This window comes from Pseudomonas sp. ASL7 (assembly GCF_056680375.1).
In genome coordinates, this window is the sequence record NZ_CM155279.1 from 3,738,654 (window position 1) to 3,762,018 (window position 23,365).

Annotated in this window: 19 protein-coding genes; 7 read left to right on the forward strand and 12 right to left on the reverse strand. The window is 57.3% G+C overall.

The window, feature by feature from the left end; all coding sequences use genetic code 11:
- Positions 1-88: 88 nt before the first annotated feature.
- Together rpsI and rplM are read right to left on the reverse strand one after the other, a co-directional pair.
- Positions 89-481: a 30S ribosomal protein S9 gene (rpsI, locus tag AC1MDT_RS17220; protein WP_002555064.1), complete on the reverse strand. Its 393-nt coding sequence runs from the start codon at positions 479-481 to the stop codon at positions 89-91.
- 14 nt (positions 482-495) lie between these two features.
- Complete coding sequence (gene rplM, locus AC1MDT_RS17225; protein WP_007905295.1) at positions 496-924, reverse strand: 50S ribosomal protein L13; 429 nt, start codon at positions 922-924, stop codon at positions 496-498.
- Positions 925-1,169: 245 nt separating this feature from the next.
- Between rplM and AC1MDT_RS17230 the strand changes: the two genes are divergently transcribed.
- Positions 1,170-2,210 (forward strand): NADP(H)-dependent aldo-keto reductase, encoded by a 1,041-nt coding sequence (locus AC1MDT_RS17230; protein ID WP_414909997.1) that lies wholly within the window; start codon positions 1,170-1,172, stop codon positions 2,208-2,210.
- A 103-nt stretch (positions 2,211-2,313) separates the two neighbouring features.
- Here AC1MDT_RS17230 and AC1MDT_RS17235 read toward each other — a convergent pair whose 3' ends face one another.
- Positions 2,314-3,450, reverse strand: coding sequence for an acyl-CoA dehydrogenase family protein (locus AC1MDT_RS17235; protein ID WP_480418234.1), 1,137 nt, complete (start codon positions 3,448-3,450; stop codon positions 2,314-2,316).
- Positions 3,451-3,693: 243 nt separating this feature from the next.
- On the opposite strand from AC1MDT_RS17235, the gene AC1MDT_RS17240 reads away from it, so the two are divergent.
- From AC1MDT_RS17240 to AC1MDT_RS17260, 5 genes are all read left to right on the forward strand, one after another.
- The gene (locus tag AC1MDT_RS17240; RefSeq protein ID WP_480422814.1) at positions 3,694-4,590 is read left to right on the forward strand and encodes a GlxA family transcriptional regulator; all 897 of its coding nucleotides are present in this window, start codon (positions 3,694-3,696) and stop codon (positions 4,588-4,590) included.
- 282 nt (positions 4,591-4,872) lie between these two features.
- Positions 4,873-6,819, forward strand: a complete 1,947-nt coding sequence (locus tag AC1MDT_RS17245) for a flavin monoamine oxidase family protein (RefSeq protein ID WP_480418235.1) — start codon at positions 4,873-4,875, stop codon at positions 6,817-6,819.
- A gap of 208 nt (positions 6,820-7,027) precedes the next feature.
- Positions 7,028-7,915 (forward strand): nitrilase family protein, encoded by an 888-nt coding sequence (locus AC1MDT_RS17250; RefSeq protein WP_480418236.1) that lies wholly within the window; start codon positions 7,028-7,030, stop codon positions 7,913-7,915.
- Positions 7,916-7,933: 18 nt separating this feature from the next.
- Positions 7,934-9,154 carry a hypothetical protein gene (locus AC1MDT_RS17255; RefSeq protein WP_480418237.1) on the forward strand — a complete coding sequence of 407 codons (1,221 nt, stop codon included), beginning with the start codon at positions 7,934-7,936 and terminating at the stop codon, positions 9,152-9,154.
- Between the two features lie 67 nt (positions 9,155-9,221).
- Positions 9,222-10,202, forward strand: coding sequence for an asparaginase (locus tag AC1MDT_RS17260; RefSeq protein ID WP_480418238.1), 981 nt, complete (start codon positions 9,222-9,224; stop codon positions 10,200-10,202).
- 153 nt (positions 10,203-10,355) lie between these two features.
- On the opposite strand, the gene zapE is transcribed toward AC1MDT_RS17260, so the two are convergent.
- The 3 genes from zapE to AC1MDT_RS17275 all read right to left on the reverse strand — a co-directional run bounded on the left by zapE (position 10,356) and on the right by AC1MDT_RS17275 (position 13,550).
- Complete coding sequence (gene zapE, locus AC1MDT_RS17265; protein WP_480418239.1) at positions 10,356-11,450, reverse strand: cell division protein ZapE; 1,095 nt, start codon at positions 11,448-11,450, stop codon at positions 10,356-10,358.
- Positions 11,451-11,540: 90 nt separating this feature from the next.
- Positions 11,541-12,896, reverse strand: coding sequence for a tryptophan--tRNA ligase (locus AC1MDT_RS17270; RefSeq protein WP_480418240.1), 1,356 nt, complete (start codon positions 12,894-12,896; stop codon positions 11,541-11,543).
- Between the two features lie 24 nt (positions 12,897-12,920).
- Positions 12,921-13,550: an alpha/beta hydrolase gene (locus AC1MDT_RS17275; protein WP_480418241.1), complete on the reverse strand. Its 630-nt coding sequence runs from the start codon at positions 13,548-13,550 to the stop codon at positions 12,921-12,923.
- A 144-nt stretch (positions 13,551-13,694) separates the two neighbouring features.
- Between AC1MDT_RS17275 and AC1MDT_RS17280 the strand changes: the two genes are divergently transcribed.
- Entirely contained in the window at positions 13,695-14,129 is a 435-nt protein-coding gene (locus AC1MDT_RS17280; protein WP_480418242.1) for a Z-ring associated ZapG family protein, read from the forward strand.
- A 271-nt stretch (positions 14,130-14,400) separates the two neighbouring features.
- Here AC1MDT_RS17280 and AC1MDT_RS17285 read toward each other — a convergent pair whose 3' ends face one another.
- From AC1MDT_RS17285 to AC1MDT_RS17310, 6 genes are all read right to left on the reverse strand, one after another.
- On the reverse strand, positions 14,401-15,102 hold the full coding sequence (locus AC1MDT_RS17285; protein WP_480418243.1) for a YiaD family glycine zipper/OmpA-like lipoprotein: 702 nt from the start codon (positions 15,100-15,102) through the stop codon (positions 14,401-14,403).
- A gap of 105 nt (positions 15,103-15,207) precedes the next feature.
- Positions 15,208-15,852, reverse strand: coding sequence for an MBL fold metallo-hydrolase (locus AC1MDT_RS17290; RefSeq protein WP_414907553.1), 645 nt, complete (start codon positions 15,850-15,852; stop codon positions 15,208-15,210).
- 101 nt (positions 15,853-15,953) lie between these two features.
- Positions 15,954-16,532, reverse strand: coding sequence for a DUF4337 domain-containing protein (locus AC1MDT_RS17295; RefSeq protein ID WP_480418244.1), 579 nt, complete (start codon positions 16,530-16,532; stop codon positions 15,954-15,956).
- 191 nt (positions 16,533-16,723) lie between these two features.
- A complete protein-coding gene (locus AC1MDT_RS17300) occupies positions 16,724-19,462 on the reverse strand; it encodes a winged helix-turn-helix domain-containing protein (protein ID WP_480418245.1) in 2,739 nt (912 codons plus the stop codon).
- A 360-nt stretch (positions 19,463-19,822) separates the two neighbouring features.
- Positions 19,823-21,187, reverse strand: a complete 1,365-nt coding sequence (locus AC1MDT_RS17305; protein ID WP_480418246.1) for a DUF1329 domain-containing protein — start codon at positions 21,185-21,187, stop codon at positions 19,823-19,825.
- A 28-nt stretch (positions 21,188-21,215) separates the two neighbouring features.
- Positions 21,216-23,153: a DUF1302 domain-containing protein gene (locus AC1MDT_RS17310; RefSeq protein WP_480418247.1), complete on the reverse strand. Its 1,938-nt coding sequence runs from the start codon at positions 23,151-23,153 to the stop codon at positions 21,216-21,218.
- Between the last annotated feature and the right edge of the window lie 212 nt (positions 23,154-23,365).

Genomic DNA, 23,365 nt, shown 5'->3' on the forward strand with positions numbered 1-23,365 from the left:
ACAGCGCAATTCTTTGATAAATTACGCCCATAAAAAAACGCCCAGCTCCGCGAGGAAACTGGGCGTTCTTTTTGAACGCGAAAGCGAATTAACGCTTCGAGTACTGCGGACGCTTACGCGCTTTACGCAGACCGACTTTCTTACGTTCAACTTCACGAGCATCGCGAGTAACGAAGCCAGCTTTGCGCAGAGCGCCACGCAGGGTTTCGTCGTACTGCATCAGTGCGCGAGTGATACCGTGGCGGATTGCGCCAGCTTGACCACTTACACCACCGCCGATCACGGTGACGTAGATGTCGAACTTCTCGACAGTCTCAGTCAATTCCAGCGGCTGACGAACTACCATGCGGGCAGTTTCGCGGCCGAAGAAATTATCCAGCGAACGGTTGTTGATGGAGATGTTACCAGTACCCGGACGCAGGAAAACGCGTGCGGTTGCGGTCTTGCGACGGCCAGTGCCGTAATTTTGAGTCGCCGACATAATGAACTATTCCGTTAAAACTTCAGTTCTTGGGGCTGCTGAGCAGTATGAGGGTGTACAGCGCCCGCATAGACTTTCAGCTTACGATACATGTCGCGACCCAGCGGGTTCTTAGGCAGCATGCCCTTGACCGCAGTCTCGATCACGCGCTCAGGGGCTTTAGCGATCAGCTTTTCGAAGTTGATCGACTTGATGCCGCCCGGGAAACCGGAGTGGGAGTAGTAGATTTTGTCGGTGGTTTTAGCACCGGTTACACGAATCTGCTCGGCATTGATAACGACGATGTAATCGCCGGTGTCAACGTGAGGAGTGTACTCAGCTTTATGCTTGCCACGCAGACGGCTCGCGATTTCGGTGGCCAGACGACCCAGGGTCTGACCTGCAGCGTCGACGACAAACCAGTCGCGCTGTACTGTTTCCGGTTTAGCAGTAAAAGTTTTCATTCTTTATAGCCTCAGGGGCCGCCCTGTAAATTAGACGGCGGATCTTACTGAATAGTGCGTACTTTGACAAGTCAAAGGCAGCCGGATACAGACGCTTTCGGGGGCTCGGGTCGGCGCGTCCGTTCAACGGCAAGATTCTTCGGCGGCGGCGCATCACTTCCACTGCAGAAAGAGGTGCGCAATTATGCAGATTGCGAAAAATAATTCAACCTGCTTTTATGATTGTTTTGCCCAAGGAGCATCCGATGGACTATCGCCAGCTAGGCCGAACCAATTTGAATGTGAGTGCCATCTGTCTCGGAACCATGACCTGGGGCGAGCAAAACAGCGAAGCTGAAGCCTTCGCCCAGATTGAACGGGCCAAAAGCGCCGGGATCAATTTCATCGACACCGCCGAGATGTACCCGGTGCCGCCCAAGGCCGAAACCTACGCCACCACCGAGCGCTACATCGGCAATTACTTCAAAAGTCGTGGCGATCGCGCCGACTGGATCCTGGCCAGCAAGATCGCCGGCCCCGGCAATACCATCGACTACATCCGCGACAAGAACCTGCGGCATAACCGCCAGCACATCACCGAAGCGGTGGATGCCAGCCTCAAGCGCCTGCAAACCGACTACATCGACTTGTATCAATTGCACTGGCCAGAGCGCAGCACCAATTTTTTCGGCCAGCTCGGCTACAAGCACAAAACTGAAGCCAACCTCACGCCGCTGGAGGACACCCTCGAAGCACTGGACGAACAGGTGAAAGCCGGCAAGATTCGCCACATCGGCCTGTCCAATGAAACGCCGTGGGGCACCATGCGCTTCCTCGCCCTGGCCGAAGCCCGTGGCTGGCCGCGCGCGGTATCGATCCAGAACCCGTACAACCTGCTTAACCGCAGCTTCGAAGTCGGCCTGGCGGAAATCGCGATCCGCGAACAATGCGGCCTGCTCGCCTATTCGCCGCTGGCATTCGGTTTCCTGTCAGGCAAGTACGAAGGTGGCGCACGCCCACCAAAAGGCCGCCTGAGCCTCTACAGCCGCTTCAGCCGCTATTTCAATGCACAATCGGAAGCAGCCTGCAGCCGTTATGTGGCACTGGCGCGTGAACACGGCCTGGACCCGGCACAGATGGCGTTGGCATTCGTGACGCAGCAACCGTTCGTCACCAGTAACATCATCGGCGCGACGACGATGGAGCAACTGGAGAGCAACATTGCCAGTTTTGATCTGAAGCTGTCGGATGAAGTGCTGGAGGGAATTGAGGCAATTCACAAGGATCACCCGAACCCGGCACCTTAATCATTTTTTAGATCCATTCGCGAGCAGGCTCGCTCCCACAGGAGATCATCTTGATCTGTGGGAGCGAGCCTGCTCGCGAAAGCGGTCTTACATTCACCGCAAATTAAAGCGACCGCGCAATAATCTCCTTCATGATTTCATTGGTCCCGGCATAGATGCGCTGCACCCGCGCATCCGCCCATGCCCGGGCGATCGGGTATTCCCACATAAAGCCGTAGCCGCCATGCAACTGCACGCATTCGTCGAGCACCCTGCATTGCAGGTCCGTGCCCCAGTACTTGGCCATCGCCGCTGTCGGCACATCCAGCTTGCCCTGCAGATGCAACTCCAGACAGCGATCGACGAAGACTCGACCAATCTGAATCTCGGTCGCCATCTCCGCCAGTTTGAACCGAGTGTTCTGGAAGTCGGCGATCGCCTTGCCGAACGCTTTGCGCTCGCGGGTGTATTCCAGCGTCCATTGGAGCCCGGCCTCAGCCGAGGCGACCCCGCCGATAGCGACGGTGAGACGCTCCTGCGGCAACTCCTGCATCAGGTAGGCAAACCCCATCCCGACCTGGCCGAGCAGGTTCTCCTTGGGCACTCGCACGTCCTGGAAAAACAACTCCGACGTGTCCTGGGCCTTCATGCCGACTTTTTCCAGCCGCTTGCCCTTGGCGAAACCCGGGGTGTTGGCTTCCACCAGGAATAAACTGGTGCCCTTGGCCCCGGCCTTCGGATCGGTCTTGGCGACGACAATCACCAGGTCCGCGAGATAGCCGTTGGTGATGAAGGTTTTCGAACCGTTGATCACGTACTCGTCGCCATCCAATACCGCCGTTGTTTTCACTCCTTGCAGGTCGGAACCGGCGCCCGGCTCGGTCATTGCAATGGCGGTGACCATCTCGCCAGAGACCAGTTTTGGCAGGTATTTGTGTTTCAGCACTTCACTGCCGTAATGCAGGATGTAAGGCGCAACGATGTCCGAATGCAGCGAAAAACCGATACCGGTCAGGCCAAGACGGCCCACCTCTTCGATCACCACCGCACTGTAAAGAAAGTCCGCCCCCAGCCCGCCATATTCTTCTGGCAGGTGCGAACACAACATCCCCGCCTCCCCCGCCTTGTTCCAGAGTTCACGATCGATATATCCCTGCTTTTCCCATTGAGCATGAAACGGGACCGCCTCTTTTTCGAGGAACGTTCGCACGCTGTCACGAAAAAGTTCGTGCTCGGAACTGAATAGGGTTCTGGGGATCATGCGGCACCTGTCGTTATTGCTAGAGGGAATCCACCTCAGAGACTAAGCCTCGTATCCGACACAGGACACTGGACACATCAGACAAAAAATAAGACGATCCAGCCGTCTGGTGACCACTTTCCCCTATAAGAATAAAGTTGAATTATGTCTAACCAAGTCTCCACGCCCTTGCGGCGCGTCTGCATCCTGGCTATCGACCGGGTTTTCGCATCCACCCTCATGCAAGCCAAGGATTTCTTTCACCTGGCCAGCCTGCGCTACGGCAAACAACTGGGCCACGGCCTGACTCCGGCGTTCGAAACCCGTCTGGTCAGTCCCGACGCAAAGCCAGTGAACAGCTTCAGCGATGTGATGATGCCGGTGGACGGCGGCCTGGAAAACGCCGATATCATCATCCTTCCCGCCTTCTGGGACGATTTCGAAACCCTTTGCCAACGTTATCCACAGGTCCTGCCATGGCTGCGCCAGCAACATGCGCGCGGCGCAGTGCTCTGTGGTGAAGCGACCGGCGTGTTCTGGCTGGCTGAGGCCGGTTTGCTCGATGGCAAGGAAGCAACCACCTACTGGCGCTTCTTCAACGCATTTGCCGAGCGCTTCCCGAAGGTGCAACTCAATCAGGACAAGCACCTGACCGACGCCGACAACCTGTATTGCGCGGGCGGCACCACGTCGGCGTGTGATCTGTACATTTACTTGATCGAGCGCTTCTGCGGCGCCAACGTATCCCAAGCTGTCGCGCGAGATATTCTGTATGAAGTGCAACGCAGCTACACGCCGGGGAGAATTGGTTTCGGTGGGCAGAAGCTGCACCAGGACGTGATCATCCTGCAGATCCAGCACTGGCTGGAAGAACACTTCGCCGACAAATTCCGCTTCGAAGACGTCGCGCGTGAACACGGCATGAGCATTCGCAACTTCATGCGTCGCTTCCAGACCGCCACCGGCGACAAGCCCTTGCATTACCTGCAACGCCTGCGCATCGAAACCGCCAAGGGTTTGCTCTCCGGCAGCCGCAAGAGCATCAAGACCATCAGCTATGAAGTCGGCTACGACGATGCGAGCTTCTTTGCACGGCTATTCCGCCAGCATACCGAGCTGTCACCGAACCAGTACCGGCAGCAGTTTCAGCAAGCGGCGTAATCCTGAAGCCCAGCAGTAGGAGCGAGCTTGCTCGCGATGGACGTTAACGATAATGCGTGTTTCCTGAATAAACGCGCCGCTCTTGAGTCCATCGCGAGCAGGCTCGCTCCCACAGTGTTTGTTCGACGCAAACAGAAAAGGCCTGCAATCCAGGCCTTTTTCCCACGCAACAAAGGGAAAACAGAGCAACTCTGCGCCCAGCTTTGCTCATGTACCCTGACAGTTCAGTGCATCAACATCTTCCCCTGCAAACACCATCAGTGCTGACAGGGAAGATCAACAGTGACTATCGGATCAAGCTACAACTACCCCTCATACGTTGCCAAAGATCGCGCTCGAACAAAGCGATCAGCTAAAAGCAAATGGACTGCCCGCTTTCCGAACCCACCGGACTTGTGCTTCGACTATCGATCCTTGGTAGAACAAGAGAACGGCATCGCAAAAGCAACTGACCCGAACCATAGAATTTGCATTATCGGTGCCGGCGTAACCGGACTGACTGCCGCCAGAGAACTCTATCGCTGCGGCTTCACCCAAATCACCCTTATAGAACAATCCAGGCGCATAGGCGGCAGGCATCTGACCGTTCCCGGAAGCCAACACTCCTCGCAAAGTCATACACCCTTTGAAATGGGCGCTATGCGCATGCCCTTCTTCAATCGTGCGGACGAGCCACCGACAGAGGGCAGGTCGCTGATGGCCTACTACGCCAAGATTTTCGACTTATCGTTTTCAGACTTTGCCAATCCCGGAAGCCAATGGGTCAGCTCGACCGGCATCTATCTTCGAGAGGGCAGCATGGGCGGCGGATCGACGCCACAGATGTTGATATGGAAGAACGTCGATGGCCTGACTCCACCTCCTGGCGAAGCACTGCAAAAGGTTTATGCCAAGTGGAAAGCGTTTGCCGATCGCATGACCCGGCACGTTGCACAGGTGTATGGCAGCCAGGAATGGGAAGCCATGTGGACCGCTATCGTCGAAAAATACGAAGGCGTTTCGTTCCGCGATCTGGTCAGCATGACGGCACTGGACGTCTGGAACGAACGCTCGCCGGGGGACTTTGGTGGCATGGGAATGTCCGTCGAAGAGTCTGCGATTTTCTATGCGATTGGCATCGGTGACGGTAGCTGGGGAGCCTTTTACGATGTCTGTTGCCTTTATCCACTGCGCACTGCCATCTTTGGATTCAGCAGCCAGCTGCAATTGATCCATGGCCGGGTGGACACCCATGGTGATCCGCTGGCCGCCCCCTACCTGAACAGCGAAGCTGTTTATGATTCGGCGGGGTTGAGTTTCGACAGGCCTCGCTACATCGGGCTCGCCGCCTTGGACGAATGCCTGTTGTTCATGAAAACAGACGAAACCGGAAAATCCGTCTACGAACACAGCCGCGAAAGAAATACCGGTCTCCTGACCGACTCTTGCGTCACGAAACTTAAAAAACTGACCAACCAGAAAACCCGCGTTTACTTCAACTGGAAATACAGCCAATCCGAACACACCCAGGAACACTTCGATGACTTTGACTCAGTCATCATGACCCTTCCTTCCTGGCTGATCGAAACACGAATCCAGCTTGAAAACTTCACGCAGGAAATGCTGCCTTTCGAAACAATCAATGCCTATAAAACTGCGCATTGGGAAACCAGCTGCAAGGTTTTTGCGCCGTTGAAAAAATCATTTCTTTCAAAGAACAGCAAAATCCCCCAAGCCATCGTCACCGACAGTTTCATCCATGACGTTTACACCTATCGCTACAACGATCACTACAGCTACGACTGCATTCTCCTGAGTTACACCTGGGAGGATGATGCAACCAAACTGGCCTCATTCAGCGACCAGGAACTGGTGGCCAAGTGCGCCAAAGAGCTGGATCGCATCCTCATGAATGCCACCAATATCCAGCAGAAAATCTCTCCCTACATCGGCCTTGATCAAGCCGTGGTCCAACGCTGGATAACCGACAAAAACGCCTTGGGTTGTGCAAAGTTATACCGACCCGGCACCTACTACGACGCGGTGGGCTTGATGAAGTACAACCGCGACTTCGCGCATGCATCCGGCCTTTATTTTTCTGGCGAATCATTTTCCGTCGATGCCGGCTGGACAGAGCCCTGCTTTCGGGGTGCCGTCGATGCGGTTATTCATATTTGCAACAAAACCGTCGCAACATTCAATGGCGGTTTTGCCATGAGTGACTATCCGCAATACCAGCTCAAAGCCTGATCCCCTTCCCCACGGAGCCATGCACGGCGTGCATTGGCTCTACCTCAGCGCCACCTTGGCCAGCCAAATCTACTGCCTCGCCTCATGCATCTTCGGATAAGGACTACAACCTAAACGGAAGCCGCTGACTTACGTTCATCTGCCGTTTCAACTCTTAATAAACACGCAGTTAAACAGCGTGAATAAAAATAAAAAGAGGTCACCCGAAATGAGCGAATCAACAAGTCCTGTTCGCGTCGCAGTTGTGCAATTCGACCCCCAGGTGGGCATAGAAAATCGTAAAGATAATTTGCGTCAAAGCCTGGAATTAGCGCTACAGGCGGTGAACGGAGGGGCAAACCTCATCGTGCTGCCCGAGCTTTCAAATACCGGCTATTTCTTCAACAACCGGCAAGATGCCTTCGATCACGGCGAAGCGGTTCCCGGTGGGCCGAGCGTGCAAAGCTGGATGGATTTCGCCAGTGAACACAAGGTCTACCTCGTGGCAGGGTTGACTGAGCGCGATGGCATGCGGCTATTCAACACCGGCGTGCTTGTAGGGCCTGACGGTTTTATCGGCAAGTACCGCAAAGCCCATTTGTGGAACCTGGAAAAGCTATGGTTTACACCAGGTGATCTGGGCTTCCCGGTGTTTGAAACGCCAATAGGCCGCATTGGCTTGTTGATCTGCTGGGATATCTGGTTCCCGGAGGTGCCACGAATCCTGAGTCAGCAAGGTGCAGACATCATTTGCAGTTTGAATAACTGGGTCTGGACGCCTCCACCCCTGTTCGACGATGCCGGTAAATGCATGGCTTCGTACCTGACCATGACGGCAGCCCACGTCAACAACGTGTTTATTGCTGCCGCCAGCCGAATCGGCGAAGAACGAGGAGCACGTTATCTGGGCTGCTCTCTGATTGCCGGCACCAATGGCTGGCCGATTGGCGCCGTGGCTTCAGCTGACAAGCAAGAGATTCTATTCGCCGATATAGACCTGACCAGTTCCCGTAGCGCGCCTATCTGGAACGATTTGAACGATCTGCACCGCGATCGTCGAGCCGATCTCTACGATCAAATGCTTGGTTATACCCAACATCCTCGTCTCCCGCGCTGATAAGGGGGGACATGAATCATGGGAACTAAAACCGAAGAACATCGGCTGATCCGACGCGCCAGCAGCACGCCGTTTGATACTGCGATTGTCTTGCTGATGATCGGCACGACACTGCTGATTACCTGGCTTTCATTGACCAACCGTTCTTCCTGGTCGGCTCACTGGCCAGACTACAGTCATATGGTGACAAGCCTCCCCGATCCGAGTGCCTGGTTACGCTGGGTACTGGGAGATATCAGCGAGGTGGCATTCTACAAACACGAGTTCGCTTCCATCGGGCTGCTGGCGGGCGCGTATTTGGCTTACTGGGCAAATCGAACCGGAAAATCCTGGCAAGGCTTTGCCATTTCATATGGCAGCGGCCTATGGCCGTGGTTGATCACCAGTTCGCTGCTTGGGCTGCTGCTGAGTAATTTGCTGTGGGGTTGGACGGTCACGGCCACCAGCTGGCAACCAACGTTTGCAGCCTTTGTGTCACTGCCCGCGGCGATGGTGCTGATGTTTGGGGGTGGCTGGAAGGTCACGATCAACGGCGCACTCATGGGCGCTGCGCTCGTTACCCCGATGTGTTTATTGATCGTCAACTACGTCTGCAATCCACTGGGCTTGCCGGCCGTGATCGGCAATGTCTGCGGCATGGCAATCGCCAGCGTCGCGGCCTTCCTGCTCTGCCGTCACGTGCCAAGCCTGATGAAGTCCGCCCCATCCACGGCCTCCGAGAAGCCATCCGACACGGCTGATGCGCCAACCGAAGCAAAGACCCCTGACTACGGGGTCATCTGGAGCCTGCGCCGGATTTTGGCAGACTTTTCGGAAGCGCCGTTTTTTGGCAACGAACTGGCCAGTCTCGGCCTGTTACTGGGTGCACTGCTGGCTTACACCTTGAACCCCATGAGCCCGGTTTACGGCTCAGGTCTATTGCCACAACTAATCGGTGCACAGGCGTTGACGTCAGCTTTAGGGGTGGTGATCTGGCGGCGACAATGGATGATGCTCGGTTGGTTTCCAACCTATGTTCCGCTGGTGTCTGTGGTACCGGCGGTGGTTCTGACCTATGGCGGTAGTTGGCAGGTAATCGTTTCAAGTGCACTGTTTGGGGCACTTCTAGCGCCACCCTTGGCGCATGCGATCTCCAAGCGATTGCCGGCGGATATGCACCCCTACATCGGGAATGTGCTGTCCATGGCCATCAGTACCTTGCTGATCATTCCGTTTATCGGGTTCCTGATAACCCACTGAAGCACTCTTTCATCGGGCTGTACCTGCGGGTACAGCCACTTCTCATGCACATCAAGCGAGGTATGAAATGGACCTGCCCAAACTGGCTATTGCGGCTCTGGGTGGCACAGTGAGCATGCACGCCAGGCATGCCGGTGAAGGGGTTATCCCGACAGTCAGCGGCGAAACATTGTTGGCCTCGGTTCCGGAGCTGACGACCCTGGCCCGGGTGACCGTTGAAACACTCGGGCTATTGCCCAGCGCCTCACTGAATTTTGAGTTTTTGCTGAGTGTTCTTTCCTGGGCGAGATACCAGGTTGAGCAAGGCGCTCTTGGCGTCGTCATTACGCAAGGCACCGACACCCTCGAGGAAACCGCTACATTTTTCGATTATTTATGGGACCGCAACGAACCCTTGGTGGTGACCGGGGCGATGCGTTCGGCAAGCCAAGTGGGGGCCGATGGTCCGGCGAATCTGCTGGATGCTTGCCGGGTCGCGCTGGCCGACACCAGCCAGCAGCGAGGTGTTCAGGTGGTCATGAACGGGCAGATTCACCAAGCGAGTGTCGTGCGTAAAACCGACTCATTGGCATTGCATGCGTTCACCTCCCCGGTCTTTGGTCCCGTCGGCATGCTCATGGAAAATACCGTTCGCTATTTACGCCCACCGGCCCCGCGGATGCTTTTACCCTTGCCGCAACAGACCACACAGAAAATTGCCCTGCTTGAAGCGTCGCTTTCTGCCGACACCCTGTTATTGGAAAACATCCTCGAACTGGGCTACGACGCACTGGTGATCGCGGCGTTCGGTGCAGGACACGTTTCGGAACGCTGGGCGGCCGTTATCGAAAGCATCGCCAAAAAAATCCCCGTCATCATTGCGACCCGCACCGGCTCCGGCGCTACCGCGCAATTCTCCTACGGTTTTGTTGGCGGCGAGATTGATTTGATCCGTAAAGGTGCATCGATGGCCGGGTTTCTCTGCCCGCGCAAAGCCCGAATTTTGCTGTGGTTGCTCGTTGGCTGTCAGCGGCAGGATGACCTGGCGTTTTTTCTCGCTCAAGACTGACACAGACCTGTGGGAGCGAGCCTGCTCGCGATGGTGTGTCAGTCGACATCAATGCAGCTGACACTCCATCGCGAGCAGGCTCGCTCCCACAAGGGAACTACGGCGCACAAAAAAGGGCCTGCATGCAGGCCCTTTTTTATTTTCCGAATCGTCCTACGGCTTGTGCGCCCGGGACAGGAATTCGTGGGACTGCATTTCCAGCAGACGGCTGAGGGTGCGCTGGAACTCAAAGTTCAGGCGACCGCCGGTGTAGAGGTCTTTAAGCTCGACTTCAGCAGAAATGATCAGCTTCACGTTACGGTCGTAGAACTCATCGACCATGTTGATAAAGCGTCGGGCGATGTCGTCAGTGGTGACGCTCATCTGCTCGACACCGCTGAGCAACACGGCGTGGAAGATTTTGCCCAGTTCGATGTAATCGTTCTGGCTGCGCGGGCCGTCGCAGAGTTCGCGGAAGTCGAACCAGGCCACGTCATCACAGGTGCGCAAGGAGCGGATCTCGCGGTTCTCGATCATCAGCACGTCGTTTTCGATGGCTGCCGTGCATTCCGGCGTCAACGCGCGAAAGCTTTTACGCAGGCTTTCGTGAGACGCTTCGTCGAGCGGAAAGTGGAACAGCTCGGCTTGTTCGAGGTGACGCAGACGATAGTCGACGCCGCTGTCGACGTTGACGATCTCGGTGTTCTGCTTGATCAGCGCAATGGCCGGCAGGAAGCGAGCACGTTGCAGGCCGTCCTTGTACAGACCGTCTGGCACGATGTTCGAGGTCGCGACCAGGGTCACGCCGTTCTTGAACAGCTCTTCCATCAGCGTGCCGAGGATCATCGCGTCGGTGATATCGGACACGAAGAATTCATCGAAGCAGATGACCCGGGCTTCATCGGAGAAGCGCTTGGCGATGATGGTCAGCGGGTTTTTCTCGCCGCCGAGGGTCTTCATCTCTTCGTGCACGCGCTTCATGAAGCGGTGGAAGTGAGTCCGGACCTTTTCCTTGAACGGCAGCGCTTCGAAGAAGGTGTCGACCAGGTAGGTCTTGCCGCGACCCACGCCACCCCAGAAGTACAGGCCCTTGACCGGCACCTGCTCTTTCTTGGCAAACAGTTTGCCGAACAGGCCCGGTTTGCTGTGCGAGGCGGCGACCAGATCGTCGTACAGGCGCTGCAAATGGCGCACCGCAGTTTCCTGCGCGGCGTCATGAAAGAATTCCGGGCGTTTCAGATCAGCTTGATATCGTTCTAGGGGCGTCATAATTCGTTAGCAAGGCAACAAAAACGGGCCGACACTGTAGCGACGGCCCGGGGGAATGGCAATCGGCCCTTGGTCGGACCGAGCCGCTGATTATTCCTGAACTGGCGTCAGCGCAACGCGCAACGCGTCAATGGCGACGTCGCGAGCGGCACTGTCAGCAAAGGTTGCGCTGTCGGCAACACACTCACCTTCCAGCCAGATGCTGAAGCTCAAGTCTTCGCTACGCACGTCCAGCGGTTGACCCGCTTGCAGTTGCTTGGTGACCTGACCGGCGGTTTTGCCATCGACAAAGTTGCGCGACAGCAGCAATTGCTCGCCATCGGCCGCCAGCAGACGGAAGCGGAAACTGCCGTCGTCCTCACGGAAACTGACGAACCGCGCAGCTTTTACGGCTTTCTTCTTGGTGGTCGCCGCGACTTGCGTCTGGGCGAGGAACGAACGCAGGCCGACCGCTTCACGCAGCTCGTGAAGGAATGGCGTGGCCACCGAGCGAGCCTTCTTCGCGCCGGTCTGCAGGATGTCTTCCAGGTCCGCCGGACGTTCAATCAACTGGTGATAACGCTCACGAGACTCGCCCAGCTCGCTGTCGAGCAGCTGGAACAGACGATTCTTCGCCTCGCCCCAACCCAGGCCCTGCAACAGTTCGCTGCGCAATTCGTCGGACTGCGCCGGGGTGGCGAAGGCCTGAAACAGCGTGAACAAGTGGGAATTGTCCGGATCTTTGGCTTCGCCCGGCGCACGGGAGTCGGTGACAATCCGCGAAATCGCGTCTTTCATCTCTTTGGCGCTGCTGAACAACGGAATGGTGTTGTCGTAGCTCTTCGACATCTTGCGACCGTCGAGGCCTGGCAAGGTGGCGACGCTTTCTTCGATCAGCGCCTCGGGCATGGTGAAGAATTCTTTGCCCTGGCCGAACAGATGGTTGAAACGCTGGCCAATGTCGCGGGCCATTTCCACGTGCTGGATCTGGTCACGACCGACCGGCACCTTGTGGGCGTTGAACATCAGAATGTCCGCGGCCATCAGCACCGGGTAGCTGTACAAGCCCATGGTGATGCCGGCATCCGGGTCTTCGCCGGTTTCGACGTTCTTGTCCACCGACGCCTTGTAGGCGTGGGCGCGATTGAGCAGGCCCTTGGCGGCAACGCAGGTCAGCAGCCAGGTCAGTTCGGGGATTTCCGGGATGTCGGACTGGCGGTAAAAGGTCACGCGGTCCACATCCAGGCCACCGGCCAGCCAGGTCGCGGCGATTTCCAGACGCGAGCGCTGGATGCGCAGCGGGTCATCGCATTTGATCAGGGCGTGGTAGTCCGCCAGGAAATAGAACGAATCGGCATTGCTGTCACGGCTGGCCAGGATCGCCGGGCGGATGGCGCCGGCGTAGTTGCCCAGGTGCGGCGTGCCGGTGGTGGTGATGCCGGTGAGGATACGGGTACGAGTCGTCATGGGTAATCGCTTGTCAGACTGCAATCAATTCGAAAGACGCGGCAGGATCAGATCCTTGAGATCGGTCAGCTTGCCATGAAAAAAGTGTCCGCATTCTGCCACTTTCAGCAGCTCATGGGGGCGTTCAAGCGTGTCGGACCATGCGTAAACGAGTTGCGGATCGATGACTTCGTCGGTTTCCGGTTGAATCAGGGTCAACTCGCCCTGCTGCGGCAGTTGATCCTGATCACCCAGGCGCATGACCGCAGGTGCGACCATGAAGACATGCTTGAGTTGTTCGCCCTTGGCTTCCAGGCGCCCGCCGAGACTTGCTGCAACAAAACCGCCGAAGGAGAAACCAAACAGGGTCAGCGGCAATTGAGGGTGCTTGGCACGCAGCCATTCAGCCACTGCCTGGGCATCGTCGACTTCGCCAGTGCCCATGTCGTGCGTGCCTGCGCTGGCACCGACGCCACGGTAGTTGAATCGCAAGGTAATCAGACCGGCATCGCGCGCCGTGCGCTGTAGGGTCGATACCACTTTGTTGAGCATGGTGCCGCCCTGAACCGGGTTAGGGTGGCAGATCAGCGCAATGCCGCGGGGCTGGTCGTTATCCAGGTAGAGGGCTTCCAGTTGGCCGACCGGGCCATCAATCAATACAGGGGTTTCGCGCATAAGCAAGGAAGGAACTCCGTGACCTCGAATCGGGTCGACTCGTCTAGCAAATTGTCTGTGCCAATCTATTGCGAGTGAATCGCGGTATACAGCGCAGGTTCGAGCCGTTAACGTAAAGCAAAGCCGTTTATAGAGGAAGGACTCGTGGAACACTCGCTCTTAGTTTGGTTGTTACCGACTCTTGCCCTGGTTGTGGGTGTCGCCATTGGATTCCTGATCGCTCGCCTGGTGCCGAACGCCGCGCCTAGCAGCACGCAACGTCAGCTGGATGACATTCAGGAACGTTTCGACAGTTATCAGAACGAGGTGGTCACCCACTTCAACAGCACTGCAGCCCTGGTCAAGAAACTGACGGCAAGCTATCAGGAAGTGCAGGATCATCTCGCCGAGGGCGCCAACCGCCTGGCCCTGGACGAGCAAACCCGCCAACGCCTGCTGGCCTCCCTGCACGCCGATGCGGCAGCAGCCCCACGGGAGCGCCTGACGCCACCGCGCAATCAGGAGCCGCCTCGCGACTACGCCCCCAAAGCCCCTAACGCGCCGGGCATGCTCGATGAGCATTACGGCCTGAAGAAGTAATCAGGTTTCGCACCGCACAAAAAAGCCCTCGGACAACTGATTGTTCGAGGGCTTTTTTATTTCTGATTGTTTGGCTGTCTACTCTGGCCTCATCGCGAGCAAGCTCGCTCCCACAGGGACCGCGTACTTATCCAGCAACTCGGTCAACTGTGGGAGCGAGCTTGCTCGCGATGAGGCCAGATCTGTCGACACAAAAAACCGCCCGATCTGTTGAGGATCGGGCGGTTTTTTTTACGCCTGGGGTTCAGTCAGGTGGGTAAAGAGACTGCGTTTACTGCTGCGGATACTGTTGACCCGGAATGGCCTTCAGATTGACTTCCACCCGGCGGTTCTGCGCCCGGCCATTGGCGTCAGCGTTGCTGGCAATCGGGTTATCCGGCCCGGCGCCGCGTGCCGACAGGTTGGCACCGCTCACGCCCTGCGACGTCAGGTAAGTCGCCACACTCTGGGCGCGACGCTGGGAGAGGTCCATGTTGTGCTGACGGCTGCCTGTGCTGTCGGTGTAGCCAACGATCTCGATCTGGTTCTGGCTGAACTCCTTGAGCGAGCCTGCCAGGCTGTTCAGCGGCTGATAGAAGCTCGACGCGATATTCGCCGAATCGGTAGCGAATGTGATGTTGCCCGGCATGATCAGCTTGATCTGATCGCCTTGGCGTTGCACTTGAACTCCCGTATTGGCCATGCTGGCGCGCAGCTTTTTCTCTTGCTGGTCGGCGTAGTAGCCATAACCGGCGGCGGAAGCACCGCCCAGAGCCGCACCAATCAATGCCCCTTTGCCACGGTTATCGTGGTTAATGGCAGCACCGGCCACAGCACCGGCCAAAGCACCGAGACCGCCGTATTTGGCGGTTTTGCTCATGCCTTGGGAACCGCTATCAGCCTGACCCTGGTTATCGTAAGGGCTAGGCGAGGCGCAGCCAGACAGCAAGGCCACTGCGGTAGCGAGAATAATCAAACGACGCGTGGTGAACATGTAGAGCTCCTACTTTTTTGCATTCTGTGGTGCAACGGACTTAAGCATTGGACCTTTTGCGGGCGTTGGATCATCTCGCCGGTCAAAAATTCCCGGTGTTACAAATCAGGCCCGCACAAACGGGTTTTCGCGCATTTCATCGCCCAAACGCGTGTCCGGACCATGCCCGGTCACCACGGTTGCCTCTTCATCGAGGGTGTACAGCCGCTGCTTGATTGACCGCACGATGGTCGCCTGATCGCCACCCCACAAATCCGTACGCCCTACCCCGCGACGAAACAACGTGTCGCCGGCAATCAGCAGCTTAGCCTCGGAAAACCAAAAGCTCATGGAGCCCGGCGTATGACCCGGCGTGTGCAACGCCACGCCGCAGCCGCACGCCAGCTCTTCATCATCGGCCAGCCAGCGATCCGGCGAGGGTACCGGGGTGTAAGGCACACCGAACATTTGGCACTGCATTTCCAGGTTGTCCCAGAGAAATTGATCTTCTTTGTGCAGATGCAACGTCGCGCCGGTTTTCTCTTTGAGCTGACCAGAGGCCAGAAAGTGATCGAGGTGCGCGTGGGTGTGAATGATACTGACCACCTTCAGGCCCAACGCGTCGAGCCGGGCCAGAATCAGCTCATGATTGCCTCCCGGATCGACCACAATGGCCTTTTTCGTGACCGGATCACCGATGATCGTACAGTTGCACTGCAACGGGCCGACGGGGAAGGTTTCGCGGATAAGCAAGGGCTTTTCGGCTGCCATGGGTGTTCCTGTAAAGTTAATGGCACATTTTTGGTTCTGTGCAAAAAAGCGATGGTGACGTTTAGGAAGAAAGGCCCGCACCAGCCTGTTCGGCCATTACCTCAGATATGCAGCCATGCCAGCGAGCCGATCAAGACACCAGCGCCAGCGGCACAATACGCGACCTTTTTCAGCCACTCCTTGCGCGTCAACAAGGTGATCGCCGCCAGTGAAATGGCGATCTGGATAGCCGTCATGGCCTGAGCCCAGCGGTGATGCTGGTGCAATATCAGTTCGGATTTCGCATCCCACTCGCGAGCCTCGCTCTCAAGCACTTCTGCCTTCTTGCGTGCTTCTTCTTTCTGGTCTTTGTAGCGCTGGGCCTCTGCGACGTAGTGCGCGGCATCCAGGCCGGGTAGATGGCTGGCCAGTTCTGAAAGGTTTTGCCGGCTGGACTTGGCCTGGTAGTAATTCCATTCGTTGGAGGCTTCGGTTTTCGAGATGGCCGCGTTGTTCTTGTCCATGGCCGCCTCACTCTCCGTGGAGCCGGCCTGATAGCTGAGCAACGCACCAATGGTAGCCATGACCGCCGTCATCACCGCGATCTTGCTGGCGAAATCGTCGCCACGGGCATGAGCGTGGTGGGTCGCATGTTCAACATGTTGTTCGTGAGGGCTGGGGACTTCGAACTCTTCAGGCATGGATGTCGATCTTGAGGGATTGATTTCGGATGTTTGCAGGCAGCAAATGCCCGCGGCTTTATATCAATGGATCAGCAGTAAGTCGACGCTGGGAACCACCGCGCCCCCAGCAAGCGCACAGCCACGCGCGGGAGGATTGAGCATCATGTCTTTTCTGTGAGTCCTGGTGTCGCGCACGTGTGAAAAAATCACTAGCCCAACACCCCCAATTCCTTGGCCCGAGCGACCGCCTGCGTGCGTCGCTCAACCCCAAGCTTGCTGTTGATATGGCTGGCATGGGTTTTAACCGTGTGCAGGGAGATGAATAGCTGATCACTGATTTCCTGGTTGGAGCAACCCTGCGCGATCAGTCGCAGGACAGCCATTTCCCGGGCGCTAAGTTGTTCCGCCGCGCAAGCGGCCTCGGGTGCTGGACGGCCTGCCGAAACCGGAAGTTTTTCGCAGAGGCTCTGTACAACAGGCGTCGGCGCACTGAGTTGCAGTTGTCCGCGCAGCCAGTCCGGATGCCCAATCAGTAACCCGTCGAAGGGTAGCAGCACACCCCCGGCCGCCGCGTCCATCGCCTGACTCAAGGTCTTGCGGGCCTCGGGTTCACGTCCACTCCCCAGCAACAACATCACTTTCTGAGTCAGCACCATGACGCTGAGCATCTGCCTGCCCGTTTGCTGGCCATGCTCAAGCAGTGCGTTCAATCGTCCCTCGGCCAGCATCGGCTGCCCCTGAATGACCTCTAGCAAGGCTTGCTGTAATTCGATGTGCAGCGGCAGTTGTGGATGGAACTCTGGAGGTGACGCCGCGTGCTCGCCGATGTAGGTGTGGCCTAATCGCGAAAGCCAGGCCTCGGCCAGGTCGGTGCGCCCCTGGGCCAGCCAGAGTTCGCATTTGACCTGGGTGATCATCGCCAGGTAGTAGATCGGCGGTACGTCCCAGATGTGCATCAGACGTTCAGCTTCAGCGAGCTCGGAGAAAGCTTTGGCAAACTCGCCGCTGCTGCCTTCAAGCCTGGCGATCATACAATGACCGATCAATACGCTGATATCGCGACAGGCGCGCGCTTCAGTCAAACCGATCTGCAAACGTACCCGGGCGGCTTGTGGCTGCAGGCGCAGGGCTAGCAAAAAACCTTCGTACAAGGTCAGTCGGGCACGTATGGCATAGAGGCGTTGCGGGGATAACCCTTGCAGGCGCTGCAGCCCCTGACTGACCTCATCGAGTGAACGAAGGACTTCCCCTCGCGCTTGCAGCACCCGGGCGCGGTCGTAATGGGCCAGCGCTTCGAACAGCGGGTTACTCACCCGTTGCGCCAATTCCAGCGAGTCTCGGTTCAACGCGCGTGCACGCCACAAGTCACCGTCGGCAATGGCCAGGTTGGACAAGGTTGAGAGGCACACCAGTCGTTGACCGTAACGCTTGGCCGGAAGACTCTCCAGCGCTTCGGTGCAATAGAGCAGTGTCAGTTCGCGATTGCCGCGACCGCGAGCGACGATTCCGCTCAAGGCCAGCCATTGCGCCAGCATGGATTTTTGCGCGGTGGCTGATGGGGCCGGCAGGAAGCGGCTCAAATGGCTGGCCAGCTCCTCGGCGGCATCCAACTGACAGGCCAGCCCCAACGCCCAGCTGTAGAGCACGATCAGCCGCGGCGTACTGATCAGCAGGCTGTCGGGCAAATCCATCTTCCAGCGCAGCAACATGCCGACGTTCTGCTCGGCCAGCAGTTGTTCTTCAGAAAGGTTCTGTACCAGATTCGCCGCAACGTCGAGGTGTCCGGCGCGTAACGCCTGTTCCACCGCCTCATCGATCAATCCTTGAGCATTGAACCAGCGACAGGCGCGCAGGTGCAGGCTGGCAGCCGGCACCATCGTCTGAGCTGTCGGCCGGGTACGCAGCAGGTCGGAGAACAGATGATGATAGCGGTACCAGTGACCGTTTTCGTCCAGCGGCACCAGGAACACTTGATGAGCCAGCAGAAAGCGCAAGATCTCTGCACTGTCATGAGCTTCGCGGACGGCGTCGCACAGCTCGCTGCAAAAGCGTTCCTGCGAGGCCGTGTCGTACAGGAAAGACTGCACCTCGGAAGGCAGGCAGTCGATGACCTCTTCAAGCAGGTAATCGCGGATCAGCCCTTCCCCACCATGCAACGTCTGGGGTAATGCACCCTGGGTACCCGCTTCGGAGGCTGCCAGCAGCCAGAAACGCAACCCGGCGACCCAGCCTTCGCTGCGTTGAATCAAGCTTTCCAGCGCTTCGCCGCGCAAGGAACTGCTGTGCCGATCGAGCAGGGTCAAGGCTTCGTCGTGGGTCAGGCGCAAGTCCTGCTCGTTCAACTCAAGCAGCTGCCGAGACAGTCGCAAACGCGCGAGATGCCAGTCCGGGCGCTGACGACTGGTGACCATGACCAGCAAACCATCGGGCAAATGATTGAGGAAAAACTGCAGACAACGATCAAGCACCGGGCCCTGGGCCAGATGGTAATCATCGAGCACCAGCAACAATGGCGCCGCCGGTAGCAAGTACACGGCCAACTCATCGAGCAAACCGTCCAGCCATTCTTCGAAAGCGAACGGTTGATGCCGCTGGCGCATTTTCAGCAACCCCAGAGACTGCCTCCCCAGCTGCGGAAAAAAATCCTGAAGGCCTTCGAGCAACCGCTCAAGAAAACGACCCGGATCGCTGTCCCGTGGACTCAACCCGAGCCAAAGGCTTTGCCAATGAGCCGGCAGGCTCTGACAGAATTCCACCGCCAATGAACTCTTGCCAAACCCCGCAGGAGCGCTGATCAGCAATAACCTGCCACCCAGACCGGCACTCAGGCGTTCGCACAGGCGAGGCCGCAGCACATGGCCATCGGGCAACGGAGGCCGGAAAAAACGTCCGTCCAGTGCCGCGACGGCAATGCTTGCAGGGCCCGGAAGTGAGGACAAATCAGTCATGGCCGGCTCTTGTTTGAATTGCTGTTGGCGGCATTGCAGATGTCCGCAGACTAGCGGTAAACGAAGAGGGAATGAAGATTATTGCTACAAATGGCTACAAAAAGGCTACAAGCCTGGGATTGGACGGATGCAGGCCGTAGCAGCTGTCGAGCTTGCGAGGCTGCGTTCGGCTGCGCAGCAGTCGCAAACTCTAAACGGCTTAATGCCAATTGATTGATGAATCCAGCCCTACGACTGCTTCGCAGCCGAACGCAGCCTCGCAGGCTCGGCAGCTGCTACATAGCGTTGTTGATGCGCCAAAAAAAACGCCCCGAACCAGTCGGGGCGTTTTTCGAGGATGCGGCCTCAATTCAGTGCTGGTTAGCGAACACCATCCTGACGCAATGCCGCCGGAGTGAAGTCGCTAGTGGTTGCCGTGAAGCCGAAGTCATACGCCGACTTTTCTTCGTTCTTCATACCCAGTGCCAGGTAACGGCCCGATTGCAGGTCGTACAAGGTTTCCAGGGTGTACCACGGCACCTGAACGTTGTAGTAGTTCTGGGAGTGAGCCTCTGCCACACGCCAGAGCTGATTACGACCGTCGTAGTGATCGATCACCGCAGCCTGCCAAGTGTCTTCGTCGATGTAGAAGTCACGCTTGGCATAGATGTGACGCTGGCCTTCCTTCAGGGTTGCAACCACATGCCAGACCCGGCGCAGCTCGTAACGAGTCAGGTCCTGGTTGATGTGACCGGCCTTGATGATGTCGGCGTACTTGAGGTTCGGCGAGTCGAGCTTGTAACTGTCGGAGGCGATGTACATCTCTTTCTTGCCTTCGAGTTTCCAGTCGTAACGATCCGGCGCGCCGTTGTACATGTCCAGGTTATCGGAGGTACGCAAGCCATCGGCAGCGGTACCCGGCCCGTCATAAGACACTTGTGGTGCACGACGCACACGACGCTGACCGGCGTTGTAGACCCACGCCGAACGCGGTTCCTTAACCTGGTCGAGGGTTTCGTGCACCAGCAGCACACCGCCGGCCAGACGTGCCGGCGCGGTCACTTTCTGCTTGAAGTAGAACAGGATGTTGCCCGGGTTTTTCGGGTCGTAATCCTTCATCTTGTCGCGAAACACGAACTGGTCCTGGAAGTACACCAGGCTAAACGAACCGTTCGGTTGCGGCGTGGCCTGGGTGACCAGACGGGTCACGCTGCCGCCGCGATAGCGGGTGATGTGGTTCCAGATGACTTCGACGCCGCTTTTCGGAATCGGGAAGGGTACGGCGGATTCGAAATTCTCCAGACCGTTGCCGCCGGACACCAGGTTAGTGGCGGTGGCGTTTTTCTTGATGGCGGCGAACACGTCGTCCGGCACGGTCGCACCGCGATGGGACGGGTAGACCGGCATCTTGAAGGTTTCCGGGTAGCGCTTGAACATCGCGTACTGGCCCGGAGCGAGTTTGTCCTTGTACTGGTCGACGTTCTGCGCAGTGATGGTAAACAGTGGTTTTTCACTGGCGTACGGGTCGGACAGGAAACCTTTGCTGTCTGCCGTACCGGCGTTTTTGGCCAATGGTTTCCAGGCCGGGATCGAACCGTCGGCGTTGCCCGCCATTTCGGCGCCCATTGGCGTCAGGCTCTTGCCCAGCTTGTCCGCTTCAGCAGCAGGGACCGCCGCCATGACACTGGTCGCCAGCAAGGAAAGACCCAGAACACCGGCGTGGAACAGACTCTTTGTTATTTTCATATGTGTGCTCGTCCTGAAAATACAGTGCTTAGAAGTTCACGCCAACGCTGAGCGCGACGAAGTCACGGTCATCCACGGTGGTGTACTTGCCGTCGAAGAAGTTGGTGTAAGCCAGGCTGGCGGTGTAGGTGTTCTGGTACTCGGCGTCGACACCCAGGCTCACCGCTTTGCGGCCTTCCTCGAAGTTGCCGCCAGGGCCAGGCGAGTAACCGCTGACGTCATGGGACCAGGCTATGTTCGGCTTAAGGTTCACACCGGCGAATACGTCGTTGTATTCCCAGATGGCGCGACCGCGATACCCCCAGGAGTTTGCAGTGGTGAAGCCATCGTTTTCACAATAGCGACTGACGTTGTTTTGCGGTCCGCCGGCCAGGGTGCTGGCGTTCAATGCCTCGCACTGACCATTCGGCAATGGCCCAGGGCCATAGCTCGGGTCGCGGCCATAACGTATTTTCGAAGTGCTTTCCAGACCGCCAACGTGCGTCAGACCGATCTCGCCGACCAGCGTCAGTCGCTCGGCGCCCATTACTTGGTCGAGAAAGTGAGTAAAGGTCGTCTGGAACTGGGTCACTTCCTTGCGGCGATAACCTGGTTCATCCTGCCCTGGCGTTCCCTGGAGCAAGGAAACGTTAGGGTTCAGTGGTGTCAGACCGGAGTAGAGAATGTCAGTGGTGTTGATCTGGACCGGCGCATTCGGACGGTAGCTGACTTCACCGCTCCATGCAGTACCCGTAGGCAGCGTGGTGGAGAAACTCAGGCCATACAGGCGAATATCTTCCGGGTACTCGACGTAGTAACTGGAGTTCCCCGCGACCACCAGTGGCAGCAAGGTGGGAGCCAGCCCGCGGGCGACACCCAGCGGAACGCCCGAGCCGACCAATGAGCCTACCAGGCCTGCCGCACTATAAGCGCTCGCCGGAGCCCCCGTGCCGCTGAAAATCGGCGCACGGCTGTGGTAGTTCATGAAGTAGGCACCGAATTCGGTATCCAGCGGGTCGAACATGTATTTGAAGGACAGGCCAAACTGGCCGCTGTCACGGGCATCGCGATCCGGACCACGAGGAACGATGACACCTTCATCCGGGGTACCCCAGGTGACGCCCCTGGCAGAGAGTGTATTGATGCTGGCATTACTCAGTGAAGCCGGCAGCCCAGCCGCCGTCAGTGAATTGCTCAGTCCGTTTTGGGTACGCAATACAGCCAGGTTATTGTTGCAGCCATCCGCGATCACGTCCGGTTGCGAGAAGAAGGTGCCGCAGTTGTCGACAACGGTCTGTTCCCAATTCAATTGGTAGAAGGCTTCGGTCGAGAGATTCTCGGTGAGGCTCTGGGACACGTAGAACATGTTGACCGGGATCAGGCCTTCCTTGATCTCGGCACCCGGCCGACGAAACGCGGAAACGTCAATCGGGTTAATCGAGTTGATGCCGCCGCCGATGAAGGTACTTTCCCCCCAGCTCACGACCTGTTTGCCCAAGCGCACGGAGCCCGGCTCATCGGCAATGGCGTAGTTGTGGTAGATGAAGGCGTCGAGGATTTCGCCACCGGAGGACTTGGCGCCCTCCTTGCGTCCATCGTTGCTGACGTTCTTGAATTCCAGGTCTTCGTTTTGCAGCGCGAAGTCGTACCAGTATTTACCTCGCACGAAGACACCCGTGTCGCCGTACTTCAGTTCAAGGTCATGGATGCCCTTGAAGATCTTCGAAAAGGCTTGTCCGCTCTTGAAGTTCAAGTGGCCATCATCGGACGTCTGGGACAGACCTTGCCCCCCGTTGTTGACACCAATCAGGTTCTTGTTCGGCTGCTGGGTCGACACACTCATACCCAGAGAAAGAGACGAGTCGAACTGACCTTCGATTTCACCAACGTTGAAACTGACGCCGAATGCTGGCCCGGCGAGCGTAGAAGCAAGACTGATCGCCAGGGGCAGTTTCACCCGGCGCCAGAACTGGTTTACTGATGTCATCGACGCTACTCCATGTGCATTATTGTTATGGCAGTTAGCACTTCTAAAAACGCTGTGGATGACTGGGCACCAAGGTGTCCCAAAGTCATTCCAAAGTTGCATCGCCCCGTTTTGTGCGTTTGCTCCGTTCTTAAAAATCCGTGAACGGACTATAGCCAGCAGGTAGTACTGCTTGATCCCTCTAAAGTGTGATTTGCAGCTGCCGGCCATTC